This window comes from Mesorhizobium sp. P2_A8 (assembly GCF_056404935.1).
The window spans coordinates 1,031,124-1,047,197 of record NZ_JBFUDB010000001.1 but is presented as its reverse complement, the minus strand read 5'-3'; the positions used below and the strand labels follow the sequence as shown (position 1 = coordinate 1,047,197).

The following is a 16,074-nucleotide window of genomic DNA, read 5'->3' as shown; positions in this document are numbered from 1 at the left end:
CTTGGACGATCAACGCGCCGACGTCGCCATCATCATGGGCAGCCAGTCCGACTGGGCGACCATGCGCCACGCCGCCGAAACGCTGGAGGCACTGGGCATCCCGCACAAGCGGCTGATCGTCTCCGCGCATCGCACACCAGACCGGCTCTATGATTTTGCCAAGGGTGCCAAGGCGGCCGGTTACAAGGTGATCATTGCTGGCGCCGGCGGTGCGGCGCACCTGCCAGGCATGACGGCGGCGATGACGCCGCTGCCGGTGCTCGGCGTGCCGGTGGAATCGAAGGCGCTCTCCGGGCAGGATTCGCTGCTCTCAATCGTCCAGATGCCGGCCGGCATTCCCGTGGGTACGCTGGCCATCGGCAAGGCTGGCGCCACCAACGCAGCGCTGCTGGCTGCCGCCGTGCTGGCACTCTACGACAACAAGCTTGCCACGCGGCTGGATGCCTGGCGCGCCGCGCAGACCGCCAAGGTCGCAACCGAACCGACGGAAACGCCATGAGCCTGCCCGCCGGATCGACCATCGGCATCATTGGCGGCGGTCAGCTCGGCCGCATGCTGGCGATGGCCGCCGCCCGGCTCGGCTACCGCTCGGTGGTGCTGGAGCCGCAGCCGGATTGCCCGGCAGCACAGGTCGCCAACCGACAGATAACAGCCGCCTATGACGACCCGGCCGCTCTTGCCGAGCTGGCGGCGGCAAGTTCCGTCATCACCTACGAGTTCGAGAACGTTCCGGTTGCGGCCGCCAGCGCACTTGCCGCCAAGGTTCCGGTCTATCCGCCGGCGCGCGCGCTTGATGTGGCGCAGGACCGGGTAAGCGAGAAGACATTCCTCAATGGCATCGGCATTGCCACGGCGGATTTCCGCCCGGTCGGCAATGACGACGAGCTGACGGTGGCGCTGAAGGCGTTCGGCGGCAGCGGCATCTTGAAGACCCGGCGCATGGGCTATGACGGCAAGGGCCAACGTGTCTTCCGCAACATGGAAGCGGGCGGCTTTGCCGGCACCTGCGAGGCGATGGGCAATGTGCCGCTGATCCTCGAAAGCTTCGTGCCGTTCGAGCGCGAGATTTCGGTGATCGCCGCGCGTGGGCTGGACGGCGTGGTCGCCGCCTACGATCCGGCCGAGAATGTCCACCGCAACGGCATTCTCCATACATCGACCTTGCCCGCTGCCATAAAGCCCGAAACGGCGGAAGCGGCACGAGCAGCGGCATCGAAGATATTGTCGGCGCTCAACTATGTCGGCGTCATCGGCGTCGAGTTCTTCGTGCTGGCTGACGGCTCGCTGCTGGCCAACGAGATCGCGCCTCGCGTCCACAATTCCGGCCATTGGACCGAAGCCGCCTGCATCGTTTCGCAGTTCGAGCAGCACATCCGCGCCGTCGCCGGTCTGCCGCTTGGAAGCCCGGACCGCCATTCCGACTGCGTGATGGAAAATCTGATCGGCGACGATGTGCTGCGTGTCCCGAAGCTTCTCGCCGAGCCCGATCTGTTGCTGCATCTCTACGGCAAGGCCGAGGCGCGCCCCGGCCGCAAGATGGGCCATTTCACCCGGATCAGCCTTCGCTCCTGACCTGAGAAACGCTCTATTGCACGTCGACGCCCTCGTCCTCGTCGGGAGTGGCGCAACTCGCGTCCCCTTCTTCGCAATTGGCCGCGGCAGCGAGCTGCTTGATGCGGTCATTGGTCAGCCTGGTCAGGCACTGTGAAACTTCCATCGAATGGATCGAGCCGCCCACGCTGGCTGCGGTGGAATGAGCGCATTCGGCGTCGCGAAAGGTGATCCACGCCCGTTGCGCCGCCTGCAGCAGTCTCTTGCTGTCAGCGTCATCCGAGCTGATGAGATCCTGGTAGGCCTTGTTCAGCCTGGCGTCGGCCGCCTGGTAATCCTCGCCGGCGCAGACGTTCATCATCTGCTGGCTGTCGTCGCCGCGGTCGCATTCCTGCGCGCGGGCGACCGAAGCCCCCGCCAGCAAGACAAGGCAGGCGGACAGCAACATCAGGCGCATGGTCATCCCCAAATCACTTCACGGCGGCCGCATCATCCCAGCCGGCTTAAGGCCGAGCAATGCCGCAAGGCCGACATGGCGGATATTTGATGATATGGGGAGGCGAGGCATGCTTGCGGTTGACACGGACAAGGCTCCTCGTTTATGAGCCACCCACAGTTCAAAGGCGCGTCTTCTGGCGCGCCTTAAAATTTCGACCCGGATGGGTCCACACCGACAGGCAAGACCATGAAGATCAAGAATTCGCTCAAGGCGCTGAAGGCGCGTCACCGCGACAACCAGCTGGTTCGCCGCAAGGGCCGCGTCTACATCATCAACAAGACCGCCCCGCGCTACAAGGCACGCCAGGGCTGAGTTTGCGGCCGGAGGCGTGTTGCCTCCGCCCAGTTGATGCTTGTTGCTGGCCCTGCCAGCCTTTCACGCCAAATTCAGTTTGACGTTCCGCCGCCCGGGACTAGAGTCCGGCGATGCGGATTCTTTTTGCATTCTTAACAGCCCTGCTTCTTTCCGGCGCCATGTCCTTGCCGGCGCGGGCGGATGACGCAGTCGCGCCACCGGCCGCTCCGGACGCGCCGCCGGTGGCGACGACGAAGCAGGCCCGCCTCGACCAGCTGTTCAGCGACCTGAAGCGCGAGCGCAACGAAAAGGCGGCCGAGCGCATTGCCGGCAACATCTGGAACGAGTGGTCCCAATCCGGCAGCGCCTCGATCGACCTGATGATGCAATGGTCGCAAAAGGCCATCGAGGGCCAGAAGTTCGACGTCGCGCTCGATTTCCTTGACCAGGTGGTGACCTTGCAGCCGACCTATGCCGAAGGCTGGAACCGGCGCGCCACCGTGCATTTCATGATGAAGAACTTCGGCAAGTCGATGTCCGACATCGACCACACACTGCAGCTCGAGCCGCGCCATTTCGGTGCGCTGTCCGGCCTGGCGCAGATCATGGCCCTGACCGGCCACAAGCAATCGGCGCTCGAGGCCTGGCAGAAGGTGCTGGCCATCTATCCGATGATGCGCAGCGCCCAGGACCAGGTCGCCACGATTTCGGAAGAGCTTGCCGGCGAAGGTATTTGATGGCCCGATCTCCCGCCGGGGCATGCTGAGATTCAGGTCAGGCCGAGCCGAGAATGGCGGTGTCCGAGAACCGGAGCGGGGCGTACTTTTGGGTACGTGAGCACCGGGAGCACAGGACGCCCCGTCGCAGGCCGGCCTCACCTTGAAAATATCAGGCATACCCAGAACTAACTCACCTCCAGCCCGTATTTCCCCCGCATGAACCTGATCTACGCTGCCCTCGCCTTCCTGATGGCGCTTGTCTTTGGCCTTGTCGCCGTCACCCGCGTCGGCTCGTGGCTGATCGAGCGGCGAAATCCGTCGATCGGCGACTTTGCCGACATCGGGGGCGCCCGCATCCACTATGTCCATGTTCCGGCGCCGGCCAATGCAGACCTGCCGCCGATCGTCTTCATCCACGGCGCCAGCGCCAATCTCAGGGATCAGATGCTGCCGTTGCGGCCGCTGCTCGAAGGCCGCGCCGAAATGCTGTTCTTCGACCGGCCGGGGTTCGGCTGGTCGGGGCGCGGCCCGGGCAACAACGAGGATCCGTCGGCCCAGACCAACACCATCGCCGCCCTGATGGACCATCTCGGCATGAAAAAGGCTGTCATCGTCGGCCATTCCTTCGGCGGCGCGGTGACCACGGCCTTTGGCCACGAGCATCCGGACAAAACGCTCGGGCTGGTCTTCCTCGCGCCGGCGACCCATCCCTGGCCAGGCGGCGCAACCTCCTGGTATTATGATCTGACGACCATTCCGGTGATCGGCTGGCTGTTTTCCGAGACGCTGGCCTATCCGGCGGGAACGCTGCAGATGGCTGATGCCACGACCTGCGTGTTCTCGCCCAACAAGGTGCCGGACAATTATCTCAGCCTGGGCTCGATCCCGCTGGTGCTGCGGCCATCGGCGTTTCGCGCCAACGCCACCGATGTCGCCGGGCTCTACCGCTATGCGCTTGGCGCCGCCTCGCACTACAACGAGATCAAGACGCCGACCGTGGTCATTTCGGGCGACCGCGACAAGGTCGTCTATGCGGAGATTCATTCGGTCGGCCTCGTCCGCGACATAGCCGGCGCCGAACTCGTCTGGGTGCACAATCTCGGCCACAAGCCGGACTGGATCGCGCCCGACCTCGTCGTCGGCGCCATCGAGAAGGTCGCCGGCAAGGATATCGATCTGCAGGCGCTGGCCGGGCCAGTGGAGGCGCGCATCGCCGGCGACGCTTACGGCGCCGGCAGATGCGCCGACATCAAGGTGCCGCAGGCCGAACTCGCGCCGACCTGATCACGCCTGGAGCAAATCCAGGAAAAGTGTGTAAGGGTTTTCCGTCCGGAATTGCGTCAAAACAAGGAGATAGAGCGGTTCTGCGTTTCCGTGAAACGATGAACCGCTCTCGTGGTTCAGGCGACCCCGTTTACCGGCTGGCCTGCACGTCCGATCCGACATAGGCGATGCGCAGCATGTTGGTCGAACCCGGTGTCCTCAGCGGCACGCCGGCGGTGATGATGACGCGGTCGCCCGGCTTGCCGAAACCTTCGTCGAAGGCGATGCGACAGGCGCGGTTGACCATGTCGTCGAGGTCGCTGGCATCGGGGGAGACGACACAATGCGTGCCCCACAGCAGCGACAGCCGCCGCGCCGTGTTGAGGATCGGCGACAGCGCGATGATCGGCACTTGCGGACGCTCGCGGGCGGCGCGCAGGCCGGTGTTGCCGGACGCCGTGTAGGTGATGATCGCCGACAGTTTCAGCGTCTCGGCGATTTCGCGGGCGGCCAGCGAAATGGCATCGGCGCCGGTCGCTTCCGGCTCGGAGCGCTGCGCGTTGATGATACCGGCATAGGTCGGATCGGTTTCGACCTTGGTGGCAATGCGGTCCATCATCGCCACCGCTTCGACCGGATAGGCGCCGGCGGCGGACTCCGCCGACAGCATGATGGCGTCCGCGCCTTCGAAGACGGCGATCGAAACATCCGACACCTCGGCACGGGTCGGCACGGGGGCTGTGATCATCGATTCCAGCATCTGCGTCGCCACCACCACCGGCTTGCCGGCGCGGCGCGCGGCGCGCGTGATCTGCTTCTGGATGCCGGGCACCGCCTCGAGCGGCATCTCGACACCGAGATCGCCGCGGGCGACCATCAGCGCGTCGGACAGCTCGATGATCTCGGCCAGCCGGGCAACCGCCTGCGGCTTCTCGATCTTGGCCATGATCAGCGCCCGGCCGCGCGCGATCTTGCGCGCTTCGGCCAGATCCTCCGGCCGCTGCACGAACGACAGCGCCACCCAGTCGACGCCCGTGGACAGCACGGCATCGAGGTCCTTGCGGTCCTTCTCGGTCAGCGCGCCGACCGGCAGATCGGTGTCGGGCAGGCTGACGCCTTTCTTGTCGGAAATCGTGGTGCCGGCAATGACCGTGCAGACGATCGACTTGCCGTCGCCGCTTCTCACCGCCTTCAATTCGAGCTTGCCGTCGTCGATCAGCAAGCGATGACCGGCTTCGACCGAACTCAGGATTTCGGGATGTGGCAGATAGACCCTGGTCGATGTGCCGGGCTCCGGATTGTCGTCGAGCGTGAAGGTCTGGCCGACGGTCAGCACTTCCTTGCCATTGGCGAACTTGCCGACGCGCAGCTTCGGGCCTTGCAGGTCAGCCAGGATACCGATCGGCCGGCCGACCGCTTCCTCGACGGCGCGGATGCGTCCGACCAGCGTGCGCATCAGCTCATGGTCGGTATGGCTCATATTGATGCGGAACACATCGGCGCCCGCTTCGAACAATTTCTTCAGCATCTCTTCGGAAGAAGAGGCCGGACCGATGGTGGCTAGGATCTTGACCTTGCGGCTACGTCTCATTGACTGTTTGTTCCCGGGGCGGCTGGAGCGCCTCCCGTTGCGGGCTCATCGGTCAGCTGGACCATCCAGCTTGCCTGTTCGCCCGTGTCATATTCCTGGAATCCGGCGCGCTGGAAGCCCCGGGCGACGCAGTCGGTTACGCCGGCGATCTTGAACTCTTTTTCAGCCACGCACATGTTGATCGGGCCGTCCCAGCGTCCACCGCGCTCGGCGTCTTCTGCATAAAGATAGTAAAACCTTGATGACAGCGGCCCTTCGATCAGCGTTTTGCAAGTCGATCCCTCGATGTGCCACCAGCCCTCGGTGATCCAGCCGGCCTTGGCGCGATAGCCGATACCGACGCCGACCAGGTTCTGCGTGGCGTTGCAGACACGGAAATCGGCACGCGCCGGCGGGGCCATGACCATCGCCGACAGGCCCACGGCAAGGGTCAGGAGCGGCATGGCAAAGGCAGAGCGCATGCGCTGCCTGCCGGCGGAAACCATCCGAAAACCCCTCAAGAACCACATCAGCATCTCTCTGCGCCCCTTTTCGGAAAAGTCCGGGCGCATGTCAACGCACCGTTTTGTTCAATTCCAATCGATTTAGAAAGGCTCCGGCGCACAATTCGCCGACTTCTGCCAGATTTCCGCAGAAACCTTGGCCAAACAACGGCATTGCGCAAGCGTCGTCTTCGTGGAATGACGATAGCACCCTCCCCGGAAGCCAGCGAACAGACCATTTCCAGCCAATGACCCGATCCACAGTTTTCGCGCCTGTCGACATCGTCGAAGGCGACCGCAAGCGAGGCATTGTGCTGTTGGGCGACCATGCCCGCCGCGACCTGCCGGAGGACTATGGCAGCCTCGGCCTGCCGCCGGCGGAATTCGATCGCCACATCGCCTATGACATCGGCGTCGAGGCGGTGACGCGCGAACTGGCTGCTCTGCTCGGCGTGCCGGCGGTGTTGGCCAATTTTTCGCGACTGCTGATCGATCCCAATCGCGGCGAAGATGACCCGACGCTCATTCGCCAACTTTACGACGGCACCGTTGTGCCCGGGAATTACCCGATTACTGCCGCGGAGCGCGAAAGACGGCTCGACCGCTTCTACCGGCCCTATCACGACGCCGTCGGCGCCATGATCGCCTCGGTCGCGCAGGCCTCCGCCCAGTCGCCCTTCATCTTCTCTGTGCATTCCTTCACCCCGGCCATGCAAGGGATCCAACGTCCCTGGCATGTCGGCATCCTGTGGGATCTGGATGACCGGGTGGCTCGGCCGCTGATCGACATGTTGGCCGCCGACAAGAGCCTCGTGGTCGGCGACAACGAACCCTATGACGGCGCCTTGCGCGGTGACACCATGTACAAGCACGCCATCGTCAATGGCTTCGCCCATGTGCTGATCGAGATCCGCCAGGACCTGATATCAGACCAGAAGGGCGCGATCGCGTGGGCGCAGCGGTTGGCGCCGATCGTTGACGCGATCGACCACCGTCCCGATATACATGTGGTCAAGCAATTCGGCTCCCGCACCGGGCCGATTTAGAGCCGCAAGGAGGTTTCGATGACCGAACTCAGCGACGAGCAGAAGCGCGATTTCGAGGCTGCCGCCTTTCGCCGCCTGGTCGAGCATCTGCGCGAGCGCAACGACGTGCAGAACATCGACCTGATGAACCTCGCCGGCTTCTGCCGCAACTGCCTGTCGAACTGGTATCGCGAAGCAGCCAATGCCGACGGCGTCGACCTCGGCAAGGACCAGTCGCGCGAGATCGTCTACGGCATGCCCTATACCGAGTGGCAGGCGCTCAACCAGACCGAAGCCTCGGACGCCAAGAAGGCCGAATTCGAGGCAAGGCGGCCCCGGGACCACTAGAGCAATTTCCAGGAAAAGTGTGAAACGGTTTTCCCGGAAAAAGTGCGTAGCGCTTTCCCTTGGGGAATTGCGTCAAAACAAAGAGATAGAGCGGTTCGGCGTTTTCCGTGAAACGATGAACCGCACTCGTTCAACCCGGATACCCCTCGATCGCTTCCAAGGGCCAGGTTTGGCCCAAACGCTTTCCCCGAGAGAGTGCTTGACTGTAAATTGAATCGATCTAATTTGCCGCCGGAAGCCATTTTCGGACCGGATTCGCCTTATGAACGCGTCAAATGCCATGCTGACTGCCATTCGCGGACGATGGGCCGTGGCGGCTATTTTCCTCGCCAACGGCTTCCTGACCGGCAGCTGGGCGCCGCAGATCCCGGTGTTCCTGACCAGGCTGGAGATCACGAAGTTCACGCTCGGCCTGCTGATCCTGCTGTTCGGCGCCGGCGCCGTCACCGCCATGACCTGGTGTGGCCATCTGATCTCGAAACACGGTTCGCGCAGCGTGCTGCGCTGGTTCGGTCTCTGCGGCAGCCTCGGCCTGCTGGTCGTGGCGCTGGCGCCCAACGTGCCGCTGGCGGCCATCGCCATGTTCGTCTTCGGCGGCTCGATCGGCGGCATGGATGTCGCCATGAATGCCAATGCGGTGGTGGTCGAACGGCGGCTCTCCCGCGCCATCATGTCGTCCTCGCACGGCTTCTGGAGCCTTGGTGGCTTCGCCGGCGGCGCGCTTGGCGGCTTCGCCATCCAGAACTATGGCCACCTCACCCACGCAGCCGTGGTGACGGCGCTTGCCTTCGCTGTGATCGCGGTGGCGGTTGGCCATCTGGTCGGCGAGGACAGGCCGCAGGCGGCCGAGCATCATAAATTCACGCTGCCGGCAAACCCGCTGGTCTACCTCGTCGGCTTGATGGCGCTGCTGACGATGATCTCCGAGGGCGCGGTGCTCGACTGGGCGGCGCTATATCTGCGGCAGGAGCTCGGCGCCGACCTCGCCATTGCCGGCCTCGCATACGCTGCCTTCTCCGGCGTCATGGCGATCATGCGTTTCTTTGGCGACGGCGTCCGCAATCGCTTCGGCGCGGTGACGACGCTGCGCGGCTCGGCGATCGTCGCTGCCGCCGGCATGCTGGTGGCCGGCCTGTCACCCTCGCCCTGGCTCGCCATCGCGGCCTTTGCCTTGTGCGGCTTCGGCATCGCCAACATGGTGCCGATCATCTTCTCGGCCGGCGGTAATCAGGAAGGCATGTCGTCGGGCACCGGCATGAGCGTCGTCACCACCATGGGTTACTCCGGCATTCTGGTGGCGCCGTCAGCGATCGGCTTCGTTGCCGAACATTCAAGCTTCGGCCCGATCTTCATTGCCATGTCGGGACTGCTGATCGTCGTGTTGCTGATGGCCGGGCTCGCTCACCGCGCCGAATTCGCGGCCGCGCCGGCCGAATAGCGCTTCAGTTCCTCGTAGAGAAAATCCGCCACGCGGCGGATGCGCACGCTGGTGCGCACGTCGCGATGCATGGCCAGCCACACCGGCAGCACCGGCAGTGGCAGGCCAGGCAGCAGTTTCTCCACCGATGGATCACGGTCGGCCAGCGGCTCCTGGCCGAGACCGATGCCGTTTCCCGCCCGCACCGCCTCCCACAAGACAATCTGGTTATCGGCCCTGAAGCGGAAACTGCCGCGGGCGACGGGAATGCCATACTGGGTAAAGCCTCGGATAATGTCATCGCTGCGGTCGAAGCCGACCAGGTCGTGGTTGACAAGGTCGGCGGGCTCCAGCGGGCGGCCGCGCCTGTCGAGATAAGATCTGGCCGCGCAGGCGCAGAGCGGAATATCGCAGACCTTGCGCGCCGTCAGCTCATTCTGCGCCGGCTTGACCATGCGGATGGCGATGTCGGCGTCGCGACGCAACAGGTTCTCGACCTGGTTCGAAGCAACGATCTCGACCTCGATGCCGGGCTCCTCGATACCGAGCCGCGTCGTCATCTCCGGCAGCACATAGGCCGCGACCACCTCGCTGGCAGCGATGCGCACCGTACCTTCGATCGCCTCGACCGAACCCAGCGCGAGCAATGAAAAGGCGCTTGCCTGCTCGCTGACCGCCTTGCCGCGCTCGAACAGCGTGCTGCCGGCTTCCGTCAGTTCATAGCCGCGCCGCCCACGCCGGAACAGCGTGACACCCAGCGCCTGTTCGAGCTCGCCGATGTGACGGCCGAGCGTCGGCTGACTTGCCGAGAGCTTTCGCGCGGCCGCCGACAGGCTGCCGGTTTCCGCCACGGTGACGAAACTCTTGATCAGATTCCAGTCGATTTCAGTCATTCATTTCTGACTATCAGAACCCCATCCATAGTCAATTTCCATTCGCATGCGAGGGGACCATATTCGGACTGCAAACATCAACACGGAGACGAAAAATGACCAAGATCGCAATTCTCGGTGCCAATGGCCGGCTCGGCCGCGTGGTCGCCAGGGCCTTCATCGACGCCGGCTATGATGTCCGCGCCGTCACCCGCAGCGGCAAGGTACCGGCCGAACTCAACGGCGCCACGGCCGTTGCCGGTGACGGGCTCGACCGCGAAGCGCTTATCCGTGCCACGGAAGGTGTCGACATCATCTTCAACGGCCTCAACCCGATCTACACCGAATGGGTCAAGTGCTTGCCGATGGCCGAGAACGTCATGGCCGCCTGCCGGGCGAACGGCGCTTTGCACCTTGCTCCGGGCAACGTCTACAATTTCGGCTCGCCGATACCAGCAGTGATCACCGAAGACACCCCATTCCACCCGACGACCGAGAAGGGCCGCATCCGCGTCGCCATGGAAGACCTGTTTCGCCGCGAGGCCGACGCGGGCCTCGTCCGCACCATTCTCCTGCGGGCCGGTGACTTCTTCGGCGGTTCCGGCAGCGGCTCATGGTTCGATCTGGTCGTCGCCGCCAAGATGAACAAGGGCATCTACACCGCGCCCGGCCCGGTCGATCTGGTGCATGAATGGGCCTACCTCCCGGATCTGGCCAAGGCTTTCGTTGGACTGGCGCAAAACCTGGACAAGCTCGGCTCCTACGAAGCGTTGAACTTCCCGGGCCATGCCGTCACCGACCGGGAGATCAAGGCAGCGGCAGAGACGGCGCTTGGACGCCCGCTCAAGATGACCTTGATGGCCTGGTGGGTGCTGCGCGCCGGCAGCCCGTTCGTGGCGATGTGGCGTGAGATCGTCTCGATGTCCTACCTGCGCTTCGAGCCGCATCAGCTGGCCTCGGCAAGGCTGGAAGGCATCATCGATGCGATCCCGCACACGCCGCTGGATCAGGCGATCGCCGAGGCTCTCGAGGACATCGGCATCACCACCATGAAGGGCGTTGCGAAGGCTGCCTGATATGGACGGCGCGTGCGCGGCCATCGCATGCCCCGCCCCATCTCTTCACACTGAAAAGCCTCTCTACGACTGAAAAGGCGGCTTAGAGCCGCCCCATCAACAGCAACAGCAGAAGCACCACCAGCACCACGCCAACAATGCCCGACGGCCCATAACCCCAGGAGCGCGAATGCGGCCATGTCGGCACCGCGCCGATGAGGACAAGGATCAGGACGATGATGATAATGGTGGTGATCGGCATGGGAACCCCGCGCTTCGACGTTTGCTACGACACAACGCTTTGGCGTTGCTACGAGACAATGCTTTTGCATTGCTCCGGGGACAACTCGTCGCATTGCCCTTGGGGGACAATGCAAAAGGCCGCCCGGTTGTTCCGGGCGGCCCTTTTGTCAGTGGTTCGCAGACAGGTTTATTCGGCCGCCTTTGGAAAAGCGATGGCCGGCTCGTCACCCACATCCAGGCCCGGCGTGCCGGTTGAAACCTTTCCCTTGCCGCGCCGGAATATCCGACGGAAAAACGCGTAGAAGCGGCTGTTCTTGCTGCGCGTGAAGATCATCAGCATCGACGGCGTCACCACCAGCGTCAGCAGGGTGGCGAAGGACAGGCCGAAGACGATCGCCGACGACAGAGAAATCCACCATTGCGTCGACGGCGCGTTGATCGTTGTCTCGTGATGGAAGATTTCAAGACCGAGGCCGAAGGCGATCGGCAGCACGCCGAGAATCGCCGACACCGCCGTCAGCACCACCGGGCGGGCGCGTTCCCTGCAGGTCTGCAACACCGCTTCCATCTTGTCCCAGCCTTCTTCGCGCAGCCGGTCATAGGTGTCGATCAGCACGATGTTGTTGTTCACCACCACACCGGCCAACGCGATGACGCCGATGCCCGACATGACGATGCCGAATGCCTCTCCCGTCAACAGCAGCCCCAGGAACACACCGATCGTCGCCATGACCACACAGGACAGCACCATCAGCACGCTGGTGAATTTGTTGAACTGCATCAGAAGCACGAGGAAGATCAGGAAGATCGCCGCCCCGAAGGCCTTGCCAAGGAAGGCGCTGGCCTCGGCGCTATCCTCGTTGGAGCCGGCCAGCTTCCAGCGTATGCCACTGCCAAGATCCATATCAGCGACGGCCTTGGTGACCTCAGCCTGTACGGCTGCAACCTGCGTGCCGGCGGCCACGTTGGCCTGGACGACCACCGTGCGGGCGCCGTCGATGCGGTTGAGAATACCGACAGTCGGCTCCGGCTTGCGCACGACGAAATTCGAGATCGGCACCGAGCCTTGTGCGGTCTGCACTCTAAGCTCGTCGAGCGACGACAGCGTTCGCCGATCTTCAGGCAGACGCAGCCTTATATCGACGGCGTCGTCAGCGCCTGCCGGTCGGTATTCGCTGAGCTTCAGCCCGTTGGTCACCAGCTGCACCACGGTGCCGACCGAAGTCGGGCTGATGCCGTACTGCGCCGCCTTGGCGCGGTCAACCTCGAGCGCCCAGTCAACGCCAGGCGGCGGCAGACCATCGGAAATATCGATGACGCCGGGCACCTTGCCAATGCGAGCCGCGACGGCGCGCGCCTTGTCGTCGAGCCCCTTGGGGTCAATTGCCGAAAGCCTGATCTGGATCGGCTTGCCGGTCGGCGGACCGGCTTCGGGCACGCGCACCTCGACATCGACGCCGGGAATGCCGGCCATGACGCCACGCAACTCGTCCAGGATCTGGTTCGCCGATTTGCGCTCGCGCCAGTCGATGAATTCATACTGGATGACGCCGACAACGTCCTCGGGGACATCCTGGCCGCCGCCTTGCGTCTTGCCGACGCGGGTATAGACCGATTTGATGCCCGGCCAGCCGAGCAGCCGGTTCTCGGCAATCTTCGTCGCGGTGTCCATTTCGGTCAGCGAAAGATTGCCGCGGGCGTGCACGTAGAGCAGGCCATAGTCGGGCTCGACGCTTGGGAAGAACTCGACACCAGCACCGTATTTCGAATAGGCAAAGCCGACACCGAACAGCAGCGCAACAGTCAGCAAGACCACGGTGATCGGGAACCGCACCGCCTGCTTGACGATGGCCATGTACCAGCCGTCGCGATTGTCATCCTCATGGTGCTGCGGCGCCTTGGCGAAGATCGCGCCCAGCGTCGGAGCGAACACCAGAGCATAGAGCATCGAGGCCGACAACGTGACGATCAGAGTGATCGGCATGTACTTCATGAAGTCGCCGATGATGCCCGGCCAGAACAGCAGCGGCGAGAAGGCGGCGATGCGCGTCATGGTCGCTGCGATGACCGGACCGGCCATGCGCTTGGCGGCAAGTGCAAAGGCTTCCGCCTTGGGCATGCCCTCGCTCATCCGTCGCTCGGCGAACTCGGTGACGATGATGGCGTCGTCGACCAGCATGCCGACGGCCAGGATAAGGCTGAACAGCACGATCATGTTGATCGTGTAGCCCATCATCGCCAGCAGAAGGATGCCGATCAGGAACGACGATGGAATGGCCAGACCAATGAGCAGCGAGGCGCGGCCGGACAGCGCATAGAGAATGACGATGAACACCAGGATCACGGCGATCATGACGTGGTTCTGCAGATCGCCGAGCAACTGGTTGACGAAGACAGACTTGTCCTGCGTGTAGGTGACATTCATGCCTTCCGGCATCGTCTTCACGTACGCATCCGATACGGCCCGCACCTTGGTGAGCGTATCGATCAGATTGGCACCGATACGCTTCTTGACTTCGATGGCGATCGCCGGCTTGCCGTTGAGGCGGGTGATGGTCTCGGCATCGGCGAAGGTCGAGCGGATCGTCGCGATGTCCTTGGCCTGCACCACGGCATTGGGACCGGCGACCACCGGCAGAGCCGCGACATCCTCGGGCGTCTCGATCAGCGACGGCACCTTGACCGCGTATTTGCCTTCCGAGCCCTCGATGTTGCCGGCGGCGACCAGGCTGTTGGACGCGCCGACCGCACCGATCAGCTGATCGAGCTGCAGCCCATAGGAAGACAGTTTCATCGGGTCGATGACGACTTCGACGAGATCGTCTCGCGCGCCCTGCAACGAGCCCTCGAGAACGCCGGGCACTTCCTCGATCCGGTCCCGCAGTTCGCGCGCCGCAGCGGTCAACACCCGTTCGGGCAACTCTCCCGACAGGGTGACGACGAGGACGGGGAATTCGGAGATGTTGACCTCGGTGACAACAGGCTCCTCGGCCGCCTGCGGCAGGTCGGCCTTGCCGTCCTGCACCTTGCTGCGCGTGTCCTGCAGCGCCGTCGCCAGATTGGTCTGCGGCTGGAACTCGACCAGGACATAGCCGCCACCCTGGAAGGCGGCCGAGCGCATTTCCTTGAGGCCCTTCAGGCTCTTCAGCTTGCTTTCCATCGGCCGCAGCAGAAGACGCTCCGAATCCTCGGGCGAAATGCCCTGATAGATCAGGCTGACATACATCATCGGAATCGGAACGTCGGGTTCCGCTTCCTTCGGCGTTGACTGATAGGCGACCCAGCCGGCCAGCAGAAGGAAGACCAGGACCGAGATGGTCAGGCGGGCATTGTTGATCGCAAGTTTGACGATATCCATGGCTAACGCCTGTTCTTGAATTTCACGAGCTGCGCCGCAGCCGATTGTCCCCGCCCAGGGCTAGTCTGTCGCGACTGTTGCTACTGCGTGCCGGCAGGCGCCTCGCCCAGCAACTTCTGGATGGTCGCCTGGTCCGCCTCGACCGCATTGACCACATCGCCTTCCTTCACCAGTTCCTGACCGGCAACGATGATGCGCGCATCGGCCGGGATGCCGCCGAGCACGAGGCCGGTCGGCGTGTCGTCGACGAGGTCGATCGGAAAGAACGCCACCTTGTTGTCCTTGCCGACGGTACGGATGCCGAGGTCGCCCTTGTCGCCGAGCGTCACCACCGAGCGCGGCAGCAAGACAGCGTCGGTCGGTTGCGCGTTGAGCGCGATTTCCGCCGTCATGCCGGCCGGCACGGAGCCATCGGCATTGGGGATTGCCACCTCGACGCGGAAGGTGCGCGTCGCCGACGAAGCGTCGCGGCTGATGTAGCGCACGGTGCCTTCAACCGTCTGGCCGCTGACCAGACGGACATTGGCCTTGTCGCCGAGCTTGAGGTAGCGCAGGTCGCGCTCGCTGACTTCGCCGCGGGCAATGACCGGATCAAGCTTGAGGATGGTTGCCACCTCGCCGCCCTCCATGATGGAACTGCCAAGTTCCACCGGCACCCGGTCGATGACGCCGTCGAAAGGCGCCCTCACCTCATTGCGGTCGAGCAAGGCCTGTGCCGTTTTCAGCAGCGACTGCGCCGAGGTCAGGTTCGAGCGCGCGGTATCGAGCTGCAGCTTCGGCAAATTGCCTGTTTTCATCAGTCGCAGAGCTGCTTCCAACTCGGCCTGGCGCTGCACAACCAATTGCTTGGCGTTGTCGACCATCGAGATCTTTTCTTCCGCGGCAAGCATCATTACCAGATCGCCGGTCTTGACGTGCTGGCCCTGGCTGACCGGCAGCTTGTCGATAACACCGGCAACGCGCGCGCCCAGCACCGCTCGTTTATCGGCTTCGGTCAGTCCCGAAATGCGGATGGCGCGCGCATAGGTCTTGCGCGGCGGCGTCACCACCGCGACGGTGCGCAGCGGTGCTTTCGGCTCGGCTTCCGCCGCCTTGGGCTTGTTCGCGTTCGGCGCCTTGGCCTGCTCGACTTCGGCTGCCTTGGCCTTGTTGGCGGCGACGCTGCCGACCGACGAAAACTCACCTGTCGCCATCCAGGCCGCGAAACCAATGAGCACAACAACGGCTGCAAGCTTGTGAAACCTGATTCTCATCGTCGTTTTTTCCACTGCGGATTCGGCCAGCGTCCTCATAACGCGGGCGCGTCGCCGATATGGGTGCGCGCCAGGCCGTGTTCAATTTGCCGTGATCGGCGAAG

Annotated in this window: 17 protein-coding genes; 10 read left to right on the top strand and 7 right to left on the bottom strand. The window is 63.6% G+C overall.

All coding sequences use genetic code 11. The annotated features are described in order from the left end of the window. Nucleotide 1 precedes the first annotated feature (1 nt). Together purE and AC1D10_RS05100 are read left to right on the top strand one after the other, a co-directional pair. Nucleotides 2-499, top strand: a complete 498-nt coding sequence (purE, locus tag AC1D10_RS05105) for a 5-(carboxyamino)imidazole ribonucleotide mutase (protein WP_477269272.1) — start codon at nucleotides 2-4, stop codon at nucleotides 497-499. Further along, entirely contained in the window at nucleotides 496-1,572 is a 1,077-nt protein-coding gene (locus AC1D10_RS05100; RefSeq protein WP_477269270.1) for a 5-(carboxyamino)imidazole ribonucleotide synthase, read from the top strand. The genes purE and AC1D10_RS05100 overlap by 4 nt, the downstream gene beginning before the upstream one ends. A gap of 13 nt (nucleotides 1,573-1,585) precedes the next feature. On the opposite strand, the gene AC1D10_RS05095 is transcribed toward AC1D10_RS05100, so the two are convergent. Further along, nucleotides 1,586-2,008: a lysozyme inhibitor LprI family protein gene (locus AC1D10_RS05095; RefSeq protein WP_477269268.1), complete on the bottom strand. Its 423-nt coding sequence runs from the start codon at nucleotides 2,006-2,008 to the stop codon at nucleotides 1,586-1,588. 228 nt (nucleotides 2,009-2,236) lie between these two features. On the opposite strand from AC1D10_RS05095, the gene ykgO reads away from it, so the two are divergent. The 3 genes from ykgO to AC1D10_RS05080 all read left to right on the top strand — a co-directional run bounded on the left by ykgO (nucleotide 2,237) and on the right by AC1D10_RS05080 (nucleotide 4,347). Beyond that, nucleotides 2,237-2,362, top strand: a complete 126-nt coding sequence (gene ykgO, locus AC1D10_RS05090; RefSeq protein ID WP_006327841.1) for a type B 50S ribosomal protein L36 — start codon at nucleotides 2,237-2,239, stop codon at nucleotides 2,360-2,362. A 113-nt stretch (nucleotides 2,363-2,475) separates the two neighbouring features. Beyond that, on the top strand, nucleotides 2,476-3,081 hold the full coding sequence (locus AC1D10_RS05085) for a tetratricopeptide repeat protein (RefSeq protein WP_477269266.1): 606 nt from the start codon (nucleotides 2,476-2,478) through the stop codon (nucleotides 3,079-3,081). A 198-nt stretch (nucleotides 3,082-3,279) separates the two neighbouring features. After that, complete coding sequence (locus AC1D10_RS05080; RefSeq protein ID WP_477269264.1) at nucleotides 3,280-4,347, top strand: alpha/beta fold hydrolase; 1,068 nt, start codon at nucleotides 3,280-3,282, stop codon at nucleotides 4,345-4,347. Nucleotides 4,348-4,477: 130 nt separating this feature from the next. Here the strand turns inward: AC1D10_RS05080 and pyk are convergent, their stop codons facing one another. Both pyk and AC1D10_RS05070 read right to left on the bottom strand, forming a co-directional pair. Then, nucleotides 4,478-5,917: a pyruvate kinase gene (gene pyk, locus AC1D10_RS05075; RefSeq protein ID WP_477269262.1), complete on the bottom strand. Its 1,440-nt coding sequence runs from the start codon at nucleotides 5,915-5,917 to the stop codon at nucleotides 4,478-4,480. Next, nucleotides 5,914-6,402: a DUF1036 domain-containing protein gene (locus AC1D10_RS05070; protein ID WP_477269260.1), complete on the bottom strand. Its 489-nt coding sequence runs from the start codon at nucleotides 6,400-6,402 to the stop codon at nucleotides 5,914-5,916. The genes pyk and AC1D10_RS05070 overlap by 4 nt, the downstream gene beginning before the upstream one ends. On the opposite strand from AC1D10_RS05070, the gene AC1D10_RS05065 reads away from it, so the two are divergent. The 4 genes from AC1D10_RS05065 (at nucleotide 6,317) to AC1D10_RS05050 (ending at nucleotide 9,210) form a co-directional block, all read left to right on the top strand. Then, nucleotides 6,317-6,505, top strand: coding sequence for a hypothetical protein (locus AC1D10_RS05065; protein WP_477269880.1), 189 nt, complete (start codon nucleotides 6,317-6,319; stop codon nucleotides 6,503-6,505). The genes AC1D10_RS05070 and AC1D10_RS05065 overlap by 86 nt on opposite strands. A 142-nt stretch (nucleotides 6,506-6,647) precedes the next feature. Further along, nucleotides 6,648-7,445 (top strand): N-formylglutamate amidohydrolase, encoded by a 798-nt coding sequence (locus AC1D10_RS05060; RefSeq protein ID WP_477269258.1) that lies wholly within the window; start codon nucleotides 6,648-6,650, stop codon nucleotides 7,443-7,445. Nucleotides 7,446-7,463: 18 nt separating this feature from the next. Further along, entirely contained in the window at nucleotides 7,464-7,772 is a 309-nt protein-coding gene (locus AC1D10_RS05055) for a DUF1244 domain-containing protein (protein ID WP_477269256.1), read from the top strand. Between the two features lie 262 nt (nucleotides 7,773-8,034). Continuing rightward, the gene (locus AC1D10_RS05050; RefSeq protein ID WP_477269254.1) at nucleotides 8,035-9,210 is read left to right on the top strand and encodes an MFS transporter; all 1,176 of its coding nucleotides are present in this window, start codon (nucleotides 8,035-8,037) and stop codon (nucleotides 9,208-9,210) included. On the opposite strand, the gene AC1D10_RS05045 is transcribed toward AC1D10_RS05050, so the two are convergent. Next, nucleotides 9,174-10,082: a LysR family transcriptional regulator gene (locus tag AC1D10_RS05045; protein WP_477269252.1), complete on the bottom strand. Its 909-nt coding sequence runs from the start codon at nucleotides 10,080-10,082 to the stop codon at nucleotides 9,174-9,176. The two genes, AC1D10_RS05050 and AC1D10_RS05045, sit on opposite strands and share 37 nt — an antisense overlap. Nucleotides 10,083-10,177: 95 nt before the next feature. Here AC1D10_RS05045 and AC1D10_RS05040 point away from each other — a divergent pair, with 95 nt between their 5' ends. Next, nucleotides 10,178-11,137: an NAD-dependent epimerase/dehydratase family protein gene (locus tag AC1D10_RS05040; protein WP_477269250.1), complete on the top strand. Its 960-nt coding sequence runs from the start codon at nucleotides 10,178-10,180 to the stop codon at nucleotides 11,135-11,137. Between the two features lie 82 nt (nucleotides 11,138-11,219). Here AC1D10_RS05040 and AC1D10_RS05035 read toward each other — a convergent pair whose 3' ends face one another. The 3 genes from AC1D10_RS05035 to AC1D10_RS05025 all read right to left on the bottom strand — a co-directional run bounded on the left by AC1D10_RS05035 (nucleotide 11,220) and on the right by AC1D10_RS05025 (nucleotide 15,970). Further along, on the bottom strand, nucleotides 11,220-11,378 hold the full coding sequence (locus tag AC1D10_RS05035) for a DUF3309 family protein (protein ID WP_477269248.1): 159 nt from the start codon (nucleotides 11,376-11,378) through the stop codon (nucleotides 11,220-11,222). 168 nt (nucleotides 11,379-11,546) lie between these two features. Then, nucleotides 11,547-14,717, bottom strand: a complete 3,171-nt coding sequence (locus AC1D10_RS05030) for an efflux RND transporter permease subunit (RefSeq protein ID WP_477269246.1) — start codon at nucleotides 14,715-14,717, stop codon at nucleotides 11,547-11,549. Between the two features lie 80 nt (nucleotides 14,718-14,797). After that, entirely contained in the window at nucleotides 14,798-15,970 is a 1,173-nt protein-coding gene (locus tag AC1D10_RS05025; protein WP_477269245.1) for an efflux RND transporter periplasmic adaptor subunit, read from the bottom strand. Nucleotides 15,971-16,074 lie beyond the last annotated feature (104 nt).